The sequence below is a fragment of the Leptolyngbya sp. AN10 genome, assembly GCF_050565645.1.
Lineage (GTDB): Bacteria > Cyanobacteriota > Cyanobacteriia > Leptolyngbyales > Leptolyngbyaceae > Leptolyngbya.
On record NZ_JBNXVP010000013.1, the window covers coordinates 111,877 to 129,751 of the forward strand.

A 17,875-nucleotide genomic window follows, 5' to 3' on the forward strand; every position below is an offset into this window, starting at 1 on the left:
AGCGAGGGAACACTTTTATGATCGGATGATGCCAAGCTCAAATCGCTCTACCTCCCTATCTCGACTGTTGGACTATGGGAAACGCTATCGATCGCAGATTTGAATGGCAGCAAGTTGCTCGATCGTCAATACATTAATGGAACTCGCGCCGCCTGCATTGATGGGAGCCTTAGAGTACACTTGATCGTGTTGTTCTCTCTACGTTTTATGCGCCGTGATCCACTGTTTTATAAGCTCTTTCAACAATCCCCCACACTCTTGTTTGATCTGATTGGAACTAGACCAGACAATGCGGCTGATTATCGGTTTGATTCAGTCGCGGTGAAGGAACCGAAGTTTGAAATTGATGGGGTGTTTCTACCGCCTGACACTGTGATCGGGACAATCTACTTCTGTGAGCTTCAGATGCAGAAGGATGAACGGCTCTACGAACGACTTCTGGCTGAATCTACGTTGTATTTCTATCGGAGTCGCGATCGCTTTAGTGATTGGCAAACTGTGATTATCTATCCACCGCGTAGTGTCGAGCAAAGCGATCTGCACCCGCATCGAACGTTTTTGAATGGGGAGCAGGTGCATCGGGTGTATTTGGACGAATTTGGGGACGTAAGTTCTCTTCCGGTCACGGTTGGGGCAATTGTACTGACTATTATGAATGAAGCGGAAGCCCCAGAAGCCGCGAGAAGGCTAATTGCACGAACGGAACAGGAGCCGTTAACACCTGAACAGAAACAAGACATAATAGATATTGTGACCTCGATTCTGGTTTATAAACTGACGAATTTAAGTCGAACGGAGATCAAAGGGATGCTAGGACTAGATTTGACACAGGAACCACGGGCAATCCGAGAAGCGAAGGAAGAGGGTAGAGAAGAGGGTAGAGAAGAGGGTAGAGAAGAAGTACGCGGACAAGAAGCACTCGCCCTCGTCACGCGCCTGTTAACCCGACGACTCAAACAAGACCTTTCCGAGGAAATGCGATCGCGTCTCTCCGTTTTACCCTTACCCCTGTTAGAAGATCTCAGCGAAGCTTTGCTAGACCTTACGAGTTTGGCTGATTTAGAAGCTTGGCTAGAGGGACACCCGATGAGTGAAAACGATCACGAATAGGCACGATCGCTCTCTGGTTCTAAACCGCGATCGCACTTTCAGGTTTGGCGATCGCGCCTTTCATCCCTACCTTTACCTGTCCTAGAAGACCTCAACGAAGCCTGACTTGATTTCACCACGCTGGCAGAGTTAGAGGCTTGATTGGAAGCGCATTAGCAAAGCTCACCTGCAAAATCGATTGGTAGAGCAATAATCGCTATAATTTAGTACTAACCCAAATACAGTTAAGCGCGATGAGAGCAGTTAAAGTTACAGGTCACGTTGACGAGCAGGGACAGATTCATCTAGATCAGCCCCTTGCAGATGTGAATGGTCGAGTCGAGGTCATTGTTTTGATTGAGGACGCTGAACCTGATTTTGGGGTGTCGAAAGCGGAAATTTTGACTAATTTTCGCCAGGCTTGGCACGAAGCGATGACTGGACAAACCGCTCCTGTGTCTCAAATTTGGGAAGGGATTGAGCATGACTGAGCCGTCGATCGTACAGGTGGAAGCGGCTAAAACCTTTACTCGTGATTTACGCACTCTGGCGAAAAAGTATCGCAGTATCTACCAAGATGTTCAACCGATTATTGAAGAACTCCAGAACGGCAATGTCGTTGGTGATCAGATTGCGAATATCGGTATGCGGTCTTTAAGGTCAGAATTCGCAACACGGATATTCAGAAAGGCAAAAGCGGTGGATATCGCCTCATTTACTATTTGCAAACCACAACTGGGATCATTCTCCTGACGATTTATCCAAAGTCCGAGCAGGCTGATATTGATGCAGATGAGATTAAAGCAATCATCGAGCAGGAAGAATAAAGAAAGCAATTGGCTTGAGAAGATTGAATCGTTGAACAATTGCTTCTAAGCGACTTAGGTTCTATGCGATCGCACTTGGTTTATGCGATCGTACTTTCAGGTTTGGCGATCCCACTCCTCGACCGCGCCTTTCATCCCTACCTTTACCTGTCCTAGAAGACCTCAGCGAAGACTTACTCGATTTCACCACGTTGGCAGATTTAGAGGCTTGGTTGGAAGAAAGAGCGATCGTAGAACAGGATTAGCAAGGATGAACGATTGTGAGATCGCTGCTCATTCTAATGTGATCGACAATCAGAGCGCGATCGATTGCACCTGCAAGAGCTATCAACTTTAGAAGTCTTTCACAAGATATTTATAGAGATCACTAAGAACACGATCAGCGCCGATCGTTCCTCCGATGCCTGCCCATTGCACTGCATAGATTCGATTGTTTTGAACCGCTTTTAAGGTTGACCAAATAGGGTGCTTCAAAAAAGACAATGAACTTAAATTTTCAGCATCTCTTTTCCAAACTACTATAACGAATAAAATATCAGCATCATAATTGAGTAAAGCCTCCAGACTCACGGGTAAAAATGGATCTTGTTGCTGCTCTTGGCTCTCAAGAAATTGTAAGCCTGCATCTATCAAAATCTGGTCAGATGGAAAAAGACCTGGCTTAAGCGAATAGATGTTTGAGCCAGAAATTTGAATCACTGATATTCGCTGCGTTTTTGATCTTGGCTCTAGTTGTTGTCGTAATTGCTTGACCTTGTTTCTGTACTCGGATAAAACCGCTTCAACACGATCGACTTTTCCAAGTAGTTGAGCAATGTATCGGATATTTTTCTCGAAGTCTACTTCACTGTCAGAGTCAATGACAACTGTAGGCGCGATCGCAGAAAGCTGTGGATAGATTCGTTGTTGATATTTGTGCAATAGAATCAGATCGGGTTTGAGTTGAAGAATCTTTTCTAGCGAAGGTTGCTCATCTCCGACATCTGGAATATTTGCTGTCAAGCTAGAATCGATTCCTGAATGACCTTCTAGACAGTCAGAGCAAGGTGCAATACCAACTGGCTTTACGCCTAATGCCAACACAGGGTCGAGAAAGATATTACCGTCCATTACGACTACTCGCTGCGGGTGAAGTGGAATTTTGACCTGACCTAAAGCGTGTTCTACTACTTTTGTAGCTGTAGGAATTCGTGCAAGGATTGGTTCTTGTACAGGATTGAAGCTTCCTTCTTCTAGTGAAACGGGATTACGGCAGGCAACAGCAAGTGTAATCGTCATGACGATTAGAAGTAGCAGTCTAGAAATTCTACGAATCGCCTTTGGCATTGCTAAAACCGTTTCTCCTGATCGATTCTTCATCAACTAAAAGCTAAAATTCTAAGCTGATAGAGCCTGTGATAGTCAGAGGATCACCTCTCTCTAAGCCAACATTGAAGTAGTCTATATCGAATAGGTTGCGAATGTTGACTGCTGCATTGAAGCGATCGCGGCGATAGAACAAGGATGCGTCAGTCCGAAAGTAATCGCCTAACGTAAACGAATTCGCCAAATTTCCTTGCCGCTCACCCACATAAAATAGCCCTAACCCAAATCCTAACCCTCTTAAGCTCCCTGATTGAATCTGATAAGTTGTCCAAAGACTGGCTTGGTGTTCTGGTACACCCTGTAATCGATTTCCTACAGGAATACTATTGTCTTCAGTGACTTTCGCATCCGTGTAAGCATAAGAGGCAATTACGTTCCAACCTGGAAGAATTCTACCTGTGACATCTAACTCGATTCCCCGGCTGCGTTGTTCTCCAGTTTGAATCGAGAGCCTAGGAGTCAGTGGATCGGGAGTAATGACATTTGTTTTAGTGATTTGGTAGACAGCTAAGGTTGCTGAAAGCCTTCCATCTAGAAAATCGGCTTTGATGCCTGTTTCATACTGGGTTCCTTTGGTTGGCTCGAATGCTTCGCCATCAGTATTAAATGCGCTGAAGGTCGGACTTGGTTGAAAAGACTGACTATAACTCGCGTAGAGTGAGATGGTTTTACTTGGTTGATATACTAGACCAATTCGAGGGCTAAACGCACTGTTATTTCTCTCTTGACCACTTCTTCTAAAATCACCCTCGCTAACTGACGAAATCCAGTCAAATCGTCCACCTACTAAAAGCTTCAAGTTGTCTAAAAGCTTAACTTGATTTTGGAGATAAACACCATAGGATTGAATCGTATCAACAATCTCAAATGTTGTATCGTAGATAGGCTCTGGAATGTTGTCATAGTTCGGATTTAGTATGTCAAGTGGAGGAATGTTCGTAGCACCGAATCCACCTGTTACCGGAATGTTAAAACGGTTGTAGTCAAACCCTACCAGAAGTTGGTGTGAGATCGAGCCTGTATTGAATTTTCCAATAAGATCGATTTGACCAAAAAGGTTGTGATCACTGAATCTACCCTCCTCAGGACTAACTACTAGAAACCGATTATCCAGTAGTTGTGAAGCACCAGGACGAAGATCGACGTAAGAATTGTTGCTTACAGTAATAGCGTTACGAATCTGTAAATTATCATTAGACCTCCTGCACGAATCCTGATCACAGATTTGAACTCCTGAAAAGAGGACTAGATGCCACTCAGGAGACTGATCAAATGTACGATCGCATTCAACACCTGCCACCAAAATCGTTCAAACGCAAGTGCGGAGTGAAGCGTGAAACCTTCGAGAAAATGGTTGAAATTCTCAAACCCAAGCTGATCCGAAAAGGCAAACGAGGCGGACAAGGCAAGTTTGGAGTCGAAGATCAACTCTTGATTGCGATGGAATATTGGCGCGAGTATCGGACTCAGTTCCACATCGGACAAAGTTGGGGGATTCATGAAACGACCGTGGGGCGCATTGTGCGGAAAGTTGAGAACAGTTTGATTCGGTCGGGCGAATTTCGGCTTCCGGGCAAGAAGGCGCTGCACTCGCCTGATGCAGGGTGGAACCTCCTGTTAGTTGATGTCAGCGAAAGTCCGATTGAACGTCCAAAAAAAAACAGCGACCTTACTACAGTGGTAAGCAAAAATGGCACACACTAAAAGCGCAAGTCGTCGTAGACTATTTCAGCGGTCAAATTGTCTGCACCGCATTTGGCAAAGGGCGCAAGCATGATTTCCGCTTGTTCAAGGACTCGCAGTTGCCGACCCAACTTGAGCAACTCTGGGTGGCAGACCGAGGCTATCAAGGCATCGCCAGACTTCATGCTTACAGTTGTACGCCCTACAAAAAATCGCGCAAGCGTCCGCTCTCCAAGCAAGAACGTCAGTTTAATCGACAATTAGCGCAAGTTCGTATCACGGTGGAGCATACCTTTCGCAAGTTGAAGATTTTTCGCATCTTATCGGAGCGCTACCGTAACCGTCGCAGGCGATTTGGGCTACGGTTCAACTTGATCGCAGGCTTGCTGAACTATGAGCTTGCTCATCCAATTTGATTCGTGCAGGAGGTCTATTGAATTCATGCTCCAGCGTGTATCCGTATCTTTGGGTAATGATTTCAAGAAAAGCAGTTTGTGGATAACCTGGGAAAAACTTTCTGGGAAAAATGGCACTACCATCAAAAAGCCCAGCAGGTTGTGTAGGGCTATCCCCTACAAATCTTAGATACTCATAATATAGATTCAGAGTGGTACGATCCCCAAGCTTCCAGGTAATAGTTGGTGCGATCGTGGTTAACTTGGTGTCTACAAAATCTTGGAAACCATCTGAAGTCTGATAACTCGCAATCAATCGATAGAGCAGAGTTTTATCGCTGGTTAAAGGTCCTGAAAAATCGATAGTGGGTTGATAGAAATTACGATTTCCTATTTCTAGAGCAACTCCATAGTTGGGTTCACTGAGCGGCTGTTTAGTTATAACATTGATGACTCCGCCTGGTTCTTGTACGCCAAATAGAATCGATGCGGGTCCCTTTAGAACTTCTACTTGTTCAAATGTCTCACTCGCTCTCAAGCCAGAAGCGCCTCCATCTCGGAAGCCGTTTCGCAAGTTCCCTCCTCCACCATCTCTACCGCCTTGAGAAAATCCTCTAATGATCCTATTCTCCAGTCCAGGCGCACCGAAAAAAGTGCCGTCGCTCACAACACCACTGACGGTTTCAACTGCTTCGTTAATCGTTCTAACATTACGATCTTCTAAAACCTGTCGCGGCACAACTTGAATCGAAGCAGGAATATCTCGAATCGGTGTATCTGTCCTCGTTGCTGTACTCGCATTCGGTACTCGATAGCCTCGCTGTCCTTGCCCTGTCACTGTAATTTCTTCTTCAGCTACAGCATCTTCATCAGACTCAACACTCAAGATTAAACCTCGATCGCTGTTCACAACTTCAGCAACAGGCGCAATTCCATCTCCCACAATCCGAATCTGCACCGTCGCAGCATTTGTCTGAGTTGCAGTCACTTCCGTAATGTCGATCGCGGGTTTCTCTGCCCGAAATGCTCCCCCTTCCGGCAACACCAATACCGCATTCACAATCCCAGCAATCAGCGTATTCCCTTCTTCTCGCGTGGTCGCTTGCAGCGTTCTGCCATCGGCGGTATCAATCTGCACCTGAAGCCGACCCTCGATCGGAACCAGTCGAATCTGGGTAATTTGCGCGGTTGCTGCTTCCACCTGTGCTGTCCATTCCTGCACCGTTTTCGCACTCGCAGGCAAATCCCGCGCCTGAAGCACCTTCGCGGGTTCCGTCGCCCCAGCACTCGCAGCTACCACCACCGACAGAACGCTAACCGTCCAACTCAACTGCTGTAATCCTTGTCCCGCAGCCCATCGCATCCGCATCTCGTCACACCTTCTTGAAAATCACTCTCAAGAAATACCAGACCGAAAACAGCGATCGCAATGGGGACTTGGGGGACGAGCGGGACTTTTTCTGAAGGCTAGACGGACTTTTTCAGATTTGCTTTGAGGTAGTCCTTGGGATTCGTGCCAAATTTCTTCCGAAACGTTTCCGCAAAGTAACGTCGATCGCGAAATCCAACGCGCTGCATCACCTCGCCCACCTTCATCTCTCCCGTCATCAATAACTGTTCTGCCTGATTCATCCGATAATCATGCAAATACCCAAACACAGGCTTTCCAAATACTTGCCGAAATCCCTGCTTCAGTGCCTTCTCATTCAGCCCTGCTTGCCTTGCTAGTTCTGGCAATGAGGGCGGCTGCTCCAAGTTCCGCAATAGAATCGTTCGAGCATGGTGAATTCGATCGACCTCCTCTGCCTTGAGTCGAAACAGCGACCCTTGCGGTATCTGCGAAGCAGCGCGCTTTCCCTGCTGCACCTCCTGTTCCTGCTCCAGAATCAGCGCCACAAGTTCCAGCGCCTTGCTCTCCAAATAGACGCGCTTCATCAATCCGAGATAAGGACATTGAACAATCTGCCGCAACACACCTTGCATCATGGGAGACAGCGCCCCATCCCGCGCATAAGCTGGCTGATCTGTTCCAATCAACGGTTGAAACTCGATCGGTACGATTCCTTCCCGACCTGAAAAGTTGATGAATACCTCTGGCGACATTTCGACCACGACTTCTAGAATCGGAAACTGACCGGAGCAGGTCAGTACCCCTTTAGGCATAATCCCACTGCCGTACAGTACATATTCCGAGTTGCCAATTTCCGAAATAGGATTCTGATGATCTCCAGACAGATGACAGTGAAACTGTATCCAAGACTCCTCTTCTGACCATGCCATTTGAGTTCGATCGCGCATCCGAAAATCATCAATCCGCACCGCCAGCCCTTCCCGCAAGTCAATTTCTCGCGTATACCCTTGCGCCATCCAAGTCGGTAGCGGTGTCAGCGTATCATCTGGATCATCTGGATCGGAATACTCAATCAAGTGCGATCGTTTTTCCTCCCACTCTGCCCAATCTCGCTCAGATACCGAAATGGTCATGATGATCCAATCCCTACTGAGAATGATTCTTACTAAAACTCCTCAAAGCATATCATGAATTCTCTTCCCATCTGTAAAATCCTGATTCAACGATTTTCCTGCATGGATGTTCGTGCAGGAAAGTCATTCAAGCTAGTAAATTCTTCTCCAAGCTCTCACTGTTTCAATCCCGATCGCACTATCTACCACTTCTCCGTTATCGGCTGTGGCTCTTAGTTGAACATTTTGCTCTGGTGCATTCTTTAACGCGGCTGCAAGATCAGAAGTGATCGGAAATTGCCCTTCTTTATTGTTCAGTGAGAAAACGCGATCGCCTACTCTCACGGAAAGCCCCGTAATCTTCTGAGTCCCATTGTTCACAACGCAAACCGAATCGGGAAAATCATTATGAAAATATCCAAAAGGATAATATCCAAGTTTTGACGCATACAAACGACGACGAAGCGGAAATGTACTACGAGCAATCGTACAATTTCTCCCGCTATAAGCAAGCAAGACTCGAACCGACTCCGGCTTCCACAGCGAAACAATTTTGACTTGAGCATTTGTGTTACGGAACGATCGCGAGAAATAATTCTGATCAAACACTGCTAACGATTCGCCTTCAAATGGATCAATCACGCGAACAGGTTGCGACCAAGGAACGCGCAGATCAGGCTGAAGAATTGACGATCGAACAATTGGAAGATCCGAGGGTTGGGCTGCGATCGCGGGAGAAGTCAGAACGCTGCTGGTGAGAAGAGCAGCGATCGCACTGGTGCAAATCGAGGAAGAAATGAGGCGAGATAGCATCGCTCTAAACGCTTGATTGGCAGGATATGACTCGATTCTAGCGATTCAGCTAGCCTTTGAGGGGCGAATTTTAGAACTCACCACGATTTCGCAGTTCGATCATCCTAATAACGACTTCATCAAATGGCGAAAATCCAAGGTTGGCTCATGCTTCGCGAACAGTAGGAGAAGCTTGTTGAGCGATCGTAACCAAATGCCCAATGGTTTGATAGTTGCGATCTCTCAGTTCCGTTTGGAGTTGTTGGACTTGAGATAGTCGAGAATGCTGGAAAGAGACTCAATCTAACATCTTGAGCATAGACTTATTGAGATTGACTTGCAATAAATCAGGAAAACCGCTACGCTGAGTGAATATTTCTGGTACTACCTTTTGATTCTGAACTCAAGAAGGGGAGCGTCTTTCCCTTTTTTCATCAGAAGCAATCAGGATGCAAACTCAGAAATAGCTTGATTCTCATCAAATTCATCTTGTAAGGTTACTTATGAGTACTTGTCTATGCTGCTCAACTAAATTGCTCCGGCATATTCGCTACTCTGGTGTGTATTGGTTTTGTCCGTCCTGTCGGCAGGAAATGCCCAATCTGGAAGCGTTGGTGCGTCAAACTGCGATCGCTCGATCAGCTTCTAATCCGCACATTTCAACACGCTGAACATAAGCTCACATGAAAAAGTTTTTGCTTCCCAATCTTTTGAGTCTTCTCGGAGGTGCGATCGCTTCTGTTGCATCCGGTCAAGATCGCGCACAACATCGCCCCACTGTGCCGAAGTAATCTGCCCCACGATTCGGACTCCACCGTTTGCACCCGGCTCCAAAACCATTGCTTCTCCTTCACTCAGGATGCGACCCAAAGCCAACGAACTACCAAAATGCCCAACTAAAACTAAGTTACTGTTAGAGCGCGATCGCTGTCTCACGAACTGTTTGAGATCATTGCCAACAATTTCCCTCGATCGCTGCTTCTCTCGATCTTCGCCCATCAGCTTTTCAGTCGTCGTTACCTGACCGAATGCTCGTTTCGCAGTCTCTTTAGCTCGGCAGAGTGGACTTGCTAGAACTGTGCTAACCGGGATTTTCAATTGTTGAAACGCTTGCCCGATTTCTCGACTCGCTTCAATTCCCGCCGGGGAAAGCATTCGTTGACCTGCACAGGTAGTTAAATCGTAGGGACGCTGATCCCGCAGGCGATCTAATGCAGTGCGTTCATGCCGAAAGAAGATAGTGTAACCGTCCTGCTGTAGCTGTTGCGCGAGTTTGATCACGGCTGGATCAACATGGGTATGAGCATAGGGATTAGGTTGAGAATGTTGTGCAGTTTCTACAGGGTTGCGCTCTGCGCTAATCGCGGGTAGCGTCATCAGAGTGACGATCGTGAAGCCAATGATTAGTAGCAATTTCTTCAGAGCTAGGTTTCGTGCGGATTGACGTATTAGTTTTCCGAAGCGACGACAAAAATTGAAACTTAGATGCAGCATTTTTTCACCTTGAAGCCTGCTTCATTGTAGAGATTGATCGAAATTATATTTGCAGCGATCGTGCTCTTATTGCAAATTAATACTAATTAGGTCAAGATACTTTTGAGGTTCGCGCCTTGTTTATCGGAGTCTCAGAATCATCATGACGATCGTACTTTCTAGTCAGACTTATGACGCTTTGTTTGAAGAAATGCTAGAGCAGATACGCTATCCCGATCCCGAAGACGAGGCAGATGTGATCATGCCGTTTCCGCCTGAACTGGGGCGAGGGCTATCTCGGATCATTGACCTACGAGAAGGCATCGGTTTAGTCATGGACTATCACGAACCCTTAAATACTTGTGCAATGTCTTGGGAAGAATTTCACGAGCCTGATTATCTGAGAGTTGGGTTTCATTTATCAGGTGTTCATCACAGTTCTGAGGTGACCGTTTGTCCAGGAGAGTACTCTTTGATTGGTCGAGGTGAATCGGCTAAAGGATCGTTTGAATGTGGTGTGGAACCGTTGAGAGAGATTGCTTTTTCGATTTCTGTTGAGGAGTTTCGATCGTTCTTTGGTCAATTACCTGCTGGATTACAACCATTGATTGGATCACCGGATCAGTTGTCATTTGTTCAGGGATATCGATCAACTCCCGCCATGCAAATCGCCTTGCAGCAAATCTGGCAATGTCCCTATCATGGCGTGATGAAGCAACGGTATCTAGAAACGAAAATTTGGGAGCTGCTGTTGCTCTCGGTGGAGCCATTACTAGAAGATTCGCCTGCGTTGGAAAAATTGCCGAGAAAGCTGAAGTCGGAACAGGTCGATCGTATTCATGCTGCGAGAGATATCTTGCTGCAACGGTTGGAAAATCCGCCTTCGCTGTCTGAGTTGGCTCGGCTGGTGGGACTCAACGATCGCGCACTAAAAGAAGGATTTCGGGCTTGTTTTGGCACAAGTACTTTCAACTATTTGCATCACTATCGATTAGAGCAGGCGCAGCAGTTGTTATTGGCAGGCGATCTGAAAATTGAAGTGGTGATGCAGCGGGTGGGCTTTACGAGTCGGAGTTATTTTGCTAAGGCGTTTCGGAAGAAGTTTGGCGTGAATCCGAGTGATTATGCTCGTCAGAACAGGCGGATTTTTTAGGAATGGGGGCGATCGCACCGATGTGTTTTGAGTCTAATCAGAGACGGTTACAATAAGACCATCCAGCAGTATGAGACGCGATGGAACGAGATGATGTCTTAGAGAGACTGAGAGCGGATAGGCTTTCGCTGCAAGCATTTAAGGTGCAGTCATTAATTCTGTTTGGGTCAGTCGCTCGTAATCAGGCAACGCCAGAGAGCGATGTGGATTTGTTGGTCGAGTTTGCACAACCGATCGGATTGCTGACATTTGTGCGGTTAAAGCGGCATTTGGAGACGATTTTAGGCTGCTCAGTTGATTTGGGAACGCCGAACTCACTCAAGCCTGACCTCAAAGAGCCTGTTTTACAGGAGTCTATTCGTGTCTTCTAGAAGTTTGCGGCGACGGATTCAGGATATTGTTGAGGTTGGTTCAGAGATTGAAACATTTACTCAAGATCTCAGTTTTGCAGAGTTTGTAGCAGATATTCGCACCGTAAGAGCCGTTCTCTACAGTTTGGCGGTCATGGGAGAGGCGGCTGCAAGTTTGCTGCCAGAAGTGGAGGTGCTTTATCCAGAAATTCCCTGGATTGATATCCGAGGGATACGAAACGTTGTGATTCATGAGTATTTTCGAGTTGATTTAGAGATTGTTTGGGAAACGATTCAAACTGATTTGCCTCAGCTATTCCAGCAACTCAGGGAACTGCTTGAAGGCTTGGAAAGGACGTGAATTGTTGTCTCTGGTATCGTCGATCGTGCAATTTTGGGAAGTGAGATTGCGCTCTGTTTTACTGCGATCGAGACAGACGATCGCGAAAAAAGTCCCGCTAGCGATCAAGAAAGTCCCGCTAGCAACCAAAAAGGGCTTCCAATCTCATGAGCCTCTCCAGTACTGTCTATTGATAACAATTCCTAAGTACTGGTGTGATGCTGATGAGTGTGTGGCTGCGATCGCTTTTCGTTTCTAGCGCGTTTGTTCTGGTTGGGGCACTGTCCGCACTGGCAACAGAACCGACGGTTTCTCGACTGCAAGATCGTCCGAAAGCGGCAACAACCGTAAAGGAATGGATGGCGCAAACGGAGGCACAGCAGGCGCAATTGGTGCGGGTGACGGGGGTGAAGGTGAACCCGACGCAGCAGGGATTGGAGATTGCGCTGGAGACGGAGAATGGGCAGGCGTTGCAGGCGACGCAACAGGCAGAGGGCGATACGCTGATTTTGACGGTTCCGAATGCGGTGTTGGCGTTGAGCAGTGGGCAGGCGTTTGAAGTTCAGAAGCCTTCGGAGGGAATCGATCGCATTGCTGTGACGCAAGCGGATGCCACGACGATTCGGGTGAGCATTACGGGATTGAATGATTTGCCGAGTGCTGAGATTGTGGCGGGACAGGGGTTAGTGTTGGCAGTGACCCCAGAGGAAGGAATGGAAGAAGAGATTACGGTGACGGGGGAAGGGGAAGGAGGCTATCGAGTGCCGAATGCGAGTACAGCAACGCGGACGGATACGCCGATTCGGGATATTCCGCAGTCGATTCAGGTTGTGCCGCAGGAGGTTTTGCGCGATCAACAAGTCACGACGCTCAATGATGCACTTAAGAACGTGAGTGGTGCAACTCAGACGGCTCCTGGTTATTACAATCAGTTTGCATCCTTCACGATTCGAGGATTTGAAGCGAGAGACGATACCGGCAACTTTACTCGCAATGGATTGAGCTACGCATTTGGCGGCGGACAATCCGCAAACTTCGCGAATATTGAACAGATCGAAGTGCTTCGCGGTCCTGCTTCAGTGCTATTTGGAGGCGGAAATCCGGGTGGAACAATTAATATCGTGACTAAGCAGCCGCTCCGCGAACCCTACGCTTCAGTTGAAGCGACGATCGGAAGCTATAACTTCTACCGAGGAGTGATCGACTTATCAGGACCTCTGGCAGACGATAAATCGATTCTATATAGGCTGACAGCATCTTACGAAAACGCGGGCAGTTTTGCCGATTTTTCTGAACGGGAAGTTCCAGCTTTTGCGGGTGTTCTGCGGTTTGACATTGGTAAAAACACAACGCTAACCCTAGATTCAGAGTACAGCAAAGTTAATCAAGGTTATAATAACGGACTGCCAGCAGTGGGAACAATTCTGCCGAATCCGAATGGTGAAATCCCTCGAAATCGCAATATCTCCGAGCCAGATAGTCTATATAGCCCAGAGGTTTTCAGAGTTGGATACCGTTTAGAGCATCGGTTTAACGAGAACTGGTCACTACAAAATGCGTTTTACTTCTCAAATCGCTACCTCCGAAATGCAGGTTCTTACTTTATTTCAGGTCTTGATTCAGATTTACGCACCGTACAGCGCGGCATTCAAGACAATGATTACAAGGAAAGGGCATTTGATTTTACGACAAATTTAGTCGGTAAGTTTTCAACAGGTTCAGTTCAGCATCAGCTTTTGTTTGGGGTCGATTTGCGACGATTAGACCGATATCAGAATAACTTCATTGGATTTAATGGAACACCGCTAGATCTTTTCAATCCAGTCTATAGTCGGGAACGATTTGATGTCATCTTCAGTGGTGATGATACTGGCTTAACAGATTCTTTAGGAATCTATATTCAGGATCAAATAACATTGGCGGAAAATCTAAAGCTTTTGGTGGGCGGAAGATTTGATACCTTCAAGCAAACTACCACTGATTTAATCAGCAACACTGAACAATCTCAATCTGGCAATGCTTTTAGTCCTCGCCTAGGTATCGTCTATCAACCCATTCCGTCAATTTCGCTCTATGCCAGCTATAGTCGATCATTTACGCCAACCAGTGGAAGAACCTTTGATGGTAGTCAATTCAAACCAGGGCGCGGGACACAATACGAAGTCGGAGTCAAAGCTAACCTCAACAATCGACTCTCGGCTACGCTGGCGTTTTACGATCTTACCCGCTCCAACGTAGTCACAACTGACCCAGCAAACCCTACTTTCTCGGTTCAGACGGGCGAACAAAACAGCCGTGGGATTGAGTTGAACATTGCTGGAGAAGTTCTTCCAGGCTGGAATGTGATTGCAGGCTATTCCTATACCGATGCTCAGATTACACAGGACAACTCGTTTCAGACTGGAAATCGCCTCAACAATGTACCAGAGAACAGCTTTAACTTATGGACAACCTACGAACTACAGAGCGGCAGTTTGAAAGGCGTAGGCTTTGGCTTAGGGTTCTTTTACGTCGGCGATCGCCAAGGAGACTTAGCTAACACCTTCGCCCTACCAAGCTACTTTCGCACCGATGCAGCTATTTTTTACAAACGAGATCGCTTCCGAGCAGCGCTTAATATTCGGAATCTATTCAATGTAAACTACTTTGAATCTGCCTATTCTGATTTGACAGTTTATCCAGCAGAACCACTTACTGTACAAGGAACGATTTCATGGCAGTTTTGAGTCGTTGAATTCTGATGAAGTTCTCTTTAATTCGCCTAGCTTTCCAACTCCTATTAGGAGTCCTGACAATAGTGATCCTTGTAGCTTGCCATAATCTTGGCGATACTCCAGTAACAAGCCTCAAGCCACAACTTGAAAACTGCCGAACTGTGAAGCACATCATGGGTACAGCTTGCATCCCTCGTAGCCCTCAACGAGTTATTGCGCTTAGAGAAGATACCCTAGCAAATAGTTTGGCTTTAGGTATCAAGCCTATCGCTTCTGTCTTTGAACCAAGCTATCCACTTCCTGCCTATCTCCAGCAGAAGATTAAAGGAATTGTTTCTGTTGGGAAGACTGATGCTCCTAACTTAGAAAGAATTCTGGAACTTAAGCCTGATTTGATTCTTGCTAATTCGTACTATTCAGCAAGAATCTACAAACAACTATCGCAGATTGCACCCACAGTTACATTGAATGTGCCTTTCCCTCCTCCTTCTTGGAAACAACAGTTAGAGGAACTGGCTAAAGTTCTGGGTAGGGAGGAGGTTGGGCAACAATTAATCAATCAATATCAGCAGAGAATCGAAAACCTAAAGCAGAAATTAGGAAACCGTCGCCGTACTATCAATGTATCTATTGCGAGTACAACTTCGGCTTATGGACTTTGGGTTAACGGTGAAAAGCATTTTTCTGGAGAAGTTTTGCGCGACCTTGAAGTGCAACGCCCACCCATTCAAAGAGGAGACTTTTTCTATATTGACAATATTTCTGAAGAGAATGTATTAGACATTGATGGTGATATTCTCTTCTTTGTCGTTTTTGGAACAGCAGAAGATCTTAAAACTGTAGAAAAGCTAAAGCAAAATCCTCTATGGAAAAAACTCAGTGCAGTTCAACGTGCTCAGGTCTACTCTGTAGGCGGACATTGGTCGAATGCAGATGTTTTTGCGATCAATGCTATTCTTGATGACTTATCTGAATATCTCGTTGATTCTTCTAAATCATAATTAAAGCTACGTTGCTCGATTGACAATTCCGAAACGTGATCGCTTGATGATGAACTGAGATCGCGCCTTTAGTGGTCGATCGCCTGATGATTTCTGCGATCGCTTGATGATTTCTCAAGATGTCGCGCTGCTATGCAGATACCGCAAGGGTCGCTTATCCCTCTGTCGATCGCTCCTTCAACCAAGCTTCTAAATCAGCCATACTGGTGAAATCTAACAACGCTTCGCCCAAGTCTTCTAGCATCGGTAGAGACAAAGTTAAAAGCCGCGATCGCAGGTCTTCCGAAAGTTCCTGTCTCAGTCGTCGGGCAAGAAGACGGGTTACAAATGCGATCGCGCTTTGATGGTCGATCGCTCGATGGTTTTTGCGATCGCGCTTTACAGCATTTGTGATGAGCGATTGTACCTCGAAAAAGTTCAGTGATTGCGCTCATGGTAGTATCTGGGTTCTATGAAAAGCACGATCGCATCCTGGAAATGTTCAGCGATCGCACGTTTGGAAGGATTTAACGATCGCTTTGCTCTTGATCGACTAGCTTACGATCGCTGAGGACATCAACTTGCCCTGACTGACTCAGACTCATTATCTTTGCAAACCAATTCCTTTGTTTCCTGTTGTCCGCGCAGAATTGCTTCACTCTCACAAAACTCATCCAATAACCTGAAAAAAGACTCAAACGCCTCTTGCTGATTAACCGATCGAAACTCCAGCATCTTTGCCCACGATCGAGAAGTTGTCATCCCTAATCGACGTTGCAACCACGGCTGAAACTCCCGGTAAAAGTGCTTCTCTGCCTCAGTCGTCGGAACCCCAAACTCATGTTGTGCCGTTTTATATCCACCAATAAACATAAACAGATCGGTTACAGAGGCTCCGCCAATATACATTCCAGGCTTTACTCGAATTTTGTTCAACAATCCAAACAGTCCTGCCATGTTCCGCCCTCCAATCTATTGCACTTCAGATCCACTGCTAAAATTGTCCATCTCCTGCACCACAAACTTCTCACTCGGACAATGAAAATCGCTCAACCACACCTCTAACTCCATTCCCTCAACAGACAAATTATCAAACACTTTCCCTCTCACCTTCACCCCATAGTGAATGCCATTCTCGGTAATCGGCTCTGTGATTCCCCTCATTTCCAGACGATCGCTCAAAATATAGTCCTCAAAGTCATATCGAGTTCTTAACTTTAGCAGCGATCGTTCAATCCCCTGTTGGTCTAACCACTGTAAAACCGCTGCCGCACACTCAGCACATTCAAGCAAATCAAACTGGCTAACAATTGCGCCCACCTCCCGATAAATCTCTTCCAATGATAAGTCACTCACATTCGCACCAATATTTAGCCACTCCTATTGTATCGTCCCATCAAAAGCCTCTCATTCTCACAAACGTAGCGGGGCGATTGTGCCTTCGTCTAAGTTTGATGCAGTTCATCATGAAGCTCGAAAAGCGATCGCGCTTTGAGAATGATTGAGCGATCGCTTTGCTCTTGCTAACTCAACCGACGATCGCCAAAGTCATCATTCCAATTTCAACCGTGCGATCGCGCTTTGATGGTCGATCGCTTGATGGTGAACTGCGGTCTCACTACACTGGGGGACGTTTGGTATGATTGAGTTAAGCAAATTGTCAACAACATATACTGATCGCTCAGTGTTTTATCCAATGGATTATCAACAGCGCATTGTCATCGATCCGGGCATCCGCAGCGGCAAACCTTGCATCCGAGGCACTCGCATCACAGTCATGGACATTTTCGATTATTTAGGAGGAGGAATGACCATTGACGAAGTGTTAGATGACTTCCCTGACTTAACCCTAGCCGACATTCAGGCGTGTTTTGCCTTTGCTGCCGATCGCGATCGTCGTTTAGTTGTTTGCCCCAATGAAACTTCTGTTCGATGAAAACCTCTCTCCTAAACTTTCCCGTCTGCTTTCGTCGCAATTTCCAGGCAGTCTGCACGTCCGCGATTGTGGGTTAAAAGGCTTTTCCGATGAAGCAATCTGGGAATATGCCCGCGATCAGGAGTTTACAATTGTTTCCAAGGACTCTGATTTTTATCAACGGAGTTTACTGTATGGACATCCCCCTAAGCTAGTGTGGCTCCGGATTGGAAACTGTACTCGCGATGATTTGACTGCCTTAATTCAAAATTCAAGAGAAGAAATTTACAGATTTATTGCTGATCCGCTAGAATCAGTCTTGTCTCTTAGCTGAAT

The 17,875-nt window shown here is 46.4% G+C and carries 25 protein-coding genes; 15 read left to right on the top strand and 10 right to left on the bottom strand.

Translation table 11 applies throughout. The features are described from left to right. Window positions 1-207 precede the first annotated feature (207 nt). From ACQ4M5_RS19285 to ACQ4M5_RS19305, 5 genes are all read left to right on the top strand, one after another. Window positions 208-1,110 carry an Rpn family recombination-promoting nuclease/putative transposase gene (locus ACQ4M5_RS19285; RefSeq protein ID WP_430677293.1) on the top strand — a complete coding sequence of 301 codons (903 nt, stop codon included), beginning with the start codon at window positions 208-210 and terminating at the stop codon, window positions 1,108-1,110. A 233-nt stretch (window positions 1,111-1,343) separates the two neighbouring features. After that, window positions 1,344-1,580 carry a type II toxin-antitoxin system RelN family antitoxin gene (locus ACQ4M5_RS19290; protein ID WP_430677294.1) on the top strand — a complete coding sequence of 79 codons (237 nt, stop codon included), beginning with the start codon at window positions 1,344-1,346 and terminating at the stop codon, window positions 1,578-1,580. Continuing rightward, a complete protein-coding gene (locus ACQ4M5_RS19295; RefSeq protein ID WP_430677295.1) occupies window positions 1,573-1,842 on the top strand; it encodes a hypothetical protein in 270 nt (89 codons plus the stop codon). Before ACQ4M5_RS19290 ends, ACQ4M5_RS19295 begins: the two co-directional genes overlap by 8 nt. After that, complete coding sequence (locus tag ACQ4M5_RS19300) at window positions 1,770-1,916, top strand: hypothetical protein (RefSeq protein WP_430677381.1); 147 nt, start codon at window positions 1,770-1,772, stop codon at window positions 1,914-1,916. The genes ACQ4M5_RS19295 and ACQ4M5_RS19300 overlap by 73 nt, the downstream gene beginning before the upstream one ends. A 68-nt stretch (window positions 1,917-1,984) precedes the next feature. Next, complete coding sequence (locus ACQ4M5_RS19305; protein ID WP_430677382.1) at window positions 1,985-2,161, top strand: DUF4351 domain-containing protein; 177 nt, start codon at window positions 1,985-1,987, stop codon at window positions 2,159-2,161. Window positions 2,162-2,249: 88 nt separating this feature from the next. On the opposite strand, the gene ACQ4M5_RS19310 is transcribed toward ACQ4M5_RS19305, so the two are convergent. Then, window positions 2,250-3,194 (bottom strand): ABC transporter substrate-binding protein, encoded by a 945-nt coding sequence (locus ACQ4M5_RS19310; protein ID WP_430677296.1) that lies wholly within the window; start codon window positions 3,192-3,194, stop codon window positions 2,250-2,252. Between the two features lie 91 nt (window positions 3,195-3,285). Next, window positions 3,286-4,581, bottom strand: coding sequence for a TonB-dependent siderophore receptor (locus ACQ4M5_RS19315; RefSeq protein WP_430677297.1), 1,296 nt, complete (start codon window positions 4,579-4,581; stop codon window positions 3,286-3,288). Between ACQ4M5_RS19315 and ACQ4M5_RS19320 the strand changes: the two genes are divergently transcribed. Next, window positions 4,554-5,380, top strand: a protein-coding gene (locus tag ACQ4M5_RS19320) for an IS5 family transposase (RefSeq protein ID WP_430674732.1) whose coding sequence is annotated in 2 segments (ribosomal slippage) — window positions 4,554-4,941 and window positions 4,941-5,380 — 828 coding nt in all. Because the reading frame shifts where the segments join, the coding sequence is not laid out codon by codon here. The genes ACQ4M5_RS19315 and ACQ4M5_RS19320 overlap by 28 nt on opposite strands. Here ACQ4M5_RS19320 and ACQ4M5_RS19325 read toward each other — a convergent pair. The 3 genes from ACQ4M5_RS19325 to ACQ4M5_RS19335 form a co-directional block, all read right to left on the bottom strand. Then, the gene (locus tag ACQ4M5_RS19325) at window positions 5,331-6,728 is read right to left on the bottom strand and encodes a TonB-dependent receptor plug domain-containing protein (protein WP_430677298.1); all 1,398 of its coding nucleotides are present in this window, start codon (window positions 6,726-6,728) and stop codon (window positions 5,331-5,333) included. The genes ACQ4M5_RS19320 and ACQ4M5_RS19325 overlap by 50 nt on opposite strands. 98 nt (window positions 6,729-6,826) lie before the next feature. After that, on the bottom strand, window positions 6,827-7,843 hold the full coding sequence (locus ACQ4M5_RS19330) for a helix-turn-helix transcriptional regulator (RefSeq protein ID WP_430677299.1): 1,017 nt from the start codon (window positions 7,841-7,843) through the stop codon (window positions 6,827-6,829). A gap of 132 nt (window positions 7,844-7,975) precedes the next feature. Next, entirely contained in the window at window positions 7,976-8,635 is a 660-nt protein-coding gene (locus tag ACQ4M5_RS19335; RefSeq protein WP_430677300.1) for a hypothetical protein, read from the bottom strand. Window positions 8,636-9,117: 482 nt separating this feature from the next. Between ACQ4M5_RS19335 and ACQ4M5_RS19340 the strand changes: the two genes are divergently transcribed. Beyond that, a complete protein-coding gene (locus ACQ4M5_RS19340) occupies window positions 9,118-9,285 on the top strand; it encodes a hypothetical protein (RefSeq protein WP_430677301.1) in 168 nt (55 codons plus the stop codon). Here the strand turns inward: ACQ4M5_RS19340 and ACQ4M5_RS19345 are convergent. Beyond that, complete coding sequence (locus tag ACQ4M5_RS19345) at window positions 9,260-10,108, bottom strand: hypothetical protein (RefSeq protein WP_430677302.1); 849 nt, start codon at window positions 10,106-10,108, stop codon at window positions 9,260-9,262. The genes ACQ4M5_RS19340 and ACQ4M5_RS19345 overlap by 26 nt on opposite strands. Before the next feature lie 142 nt (window positions 10,109-10,250). Here ACQ4M5_RS19345 and ACQ4M5_RS19350 point away from each other — a divergent pair, with 142 nt between their 5' ends. From ACQ4M5_RS19350 to ACQ4M5_RS19370, 5 genes are all read left to right on the top strand, one after another. Beyond that, complete coding sequence (locus tag ACQ4M5_RS19350; RefSeq protein ID WP_430677303.1) at window positions 10,251-11,240, top strand: helix-turn-helix domain-containing protein; 990 nt, start codon at window positions 10,251-10,253, stop codon at window positions 11,238-11,240. Between the two features lie 80 nt (window positions 11,241-11,320). After that, entirely contained in the window at window positions 11,321-11,611 is a 291-nt protein-coding gene (locus ACQ4M5_RS19355; RefSeq protein WP_430677304.1) for a nucleotidyltransferase family protein, read from the top strand. Further along, complete coding sequence (locus tag ACQ4M5_RS19360) at window positions 11,601-11,951, top strand: HepT-like ribonuclease domain-containing protein (protein ID WP_430677305.1); 351 nt, start codon at window positions 11,601-11,603, stop codon at window positions 11,949-11,951. The genes ACQ4M5_RS19355 and ACQ4M5_RS19360 overlap by 11 nt, the downstream gene beginning before the upstream one ends. Before the next feature lie 203 nt (window positions 11,952-12,154). Beyond that, a complete protein-coding gene (locus tag ACQ4M5_RS19365; RefSeq protein ID WP_430677307.1) occupies window positions 12,155-14,656 on the top strand; it encodes a TonB-dependent siderophore receptor in 2,502 nt (833 codons plus the stop codon). 14 nt (window positions 14,657-14,670) lie between these two features. Beyond that, on the top strand, window positions 14,671-15,645 hold the full coding sequence (locus ACQ4M5_RS19370) for an iron-siderophore ABC transporter substrate-binding protein (protein WP_430677308.1): 975 nt from the start codon (window positions 14,671-14,673) through the stop codon (window positions 15,643-15,645). On the opposite strand, the gene ACQ4M5_RS19375 is transcribed toward ACQ4M5_RS19370, so the two are convergent. The 4 genes from ACQ4M5_RS19375 to ACQ4M5_RS19390 all read right to left on the bottom strand — a co-directional run bounded on the left by ACQ4M5_RS19375 (window position 15,635) and on the right by ACQ4M5_RS19390 (window position 16,980). Continuing rightward, on the bottom strand, window positions 15,635-15,763 hold the full coding sequence (locus tag ACQ4M5_RS19375; RefSeq protein ID WP_430677309.1) for a hypothetical protein: 129 nt from the start codon (window positions 15,761-15,763) through the stop codon (window positions 15,635-15,637). The genes ACQ4M5_RS19370 and ACQ4M5_RS19375 overlap by 11 nt on opposite strands. Before the next feature lie 36 nt (window positions 15,764-15,799). Continuing rightward, complete coding sequence (locus ACQ4M5_RS19380) at window positions 15,800-16,066, bottom strand: DUF4351 domain-containing protein (protein ID WP_430677383.1); 267 nt, start codon at window positions 16,064-16,066, stop codon at window positions 15,800-15,802. Between the two features lie 134 nt (window positions 16,067-16,200). Continuing rightward, window positions 16,201-16,581 carry a hypothetical protein gene (locus tag ACQ4M5_RS19385; RefSeq protein WP_430677310.1) on the bottom strand — a complete coding sequence of 127 codons (381 nt, stop codon included), beginning with the start codon at window positions 16,579-16,581 and terminating at the stop codon, window positions 16,201-16,203. Between the two features lie 15 nt (window positions 16,582-16,596). Further along, window positions 16,597-16,980: a papain fold toxin domain-containing protein gene (locus ACQ4M5_RS19390; RefSeq protein ID WP_430677311.1), complete on the bottom strand. Its 384-nt coding sequence runs from the start codon at window positions 16,978-16,980 to the stop codon at window positions 16,597-16,599. A 164-nt stretch (window positions 16,981-17,144) separates the two neighbouring features. Here ACQ4M5_RS19390 and ACQ4M5_RS19395 point away from each other — a divergent pair, with 164 nt between their 5' ends. From ACQ4M5_RS19395 to ACQ4M5_RS19405, 3 genes are read left to right on the top strand one after another with little or no spacing between them, the layout of a single operon-like run. Next, on the top strand, window positions 17,145-17,267 hold the full coding sequence (locus tag ACQ4M5_RS19395; RefSeq protein ID WP_430677312.1) for a hypothetical protein: 123 nt from the start codon (window positions 17,145-17,147) through the stop codon (window positions 17,265-17,267). A gap of 14 nt (window positions 17,268-17,281) precedes the next feature. Next, window positions 17,282-17,560 carry a DUF433 domain-containing protein gene (locus tag ACQ4M5_RS19400; RefSeq protein ID WP_430677313.1) on the top strand — a complete coding sequence of 93 codons (279 nt, stop codon included), beginning with the start codon at window positions 17,282-17,284 and terminating at the stop codon, window positions 17,558-17,560. After that, the gene (locus ACQ4M5_RS19405; RefSeq protein WP_430677314.1) at window positions 17,541-17,873 is read left to right on the top strand and encodes a DUF5615 family PIN-like protein; all 333 of its coding nucleotides are present in this window, start codon (window positions 17,541-17,543) and stop codon (window positions 17,871-17,873) included. Before ACQ4M5_RS19400 ends, ACQ4M5_RS19405 begins: the two co-directional genes overlap by 20 nt. Window positions 17,874-17,875: the final 2 nt, after the last annotated feature.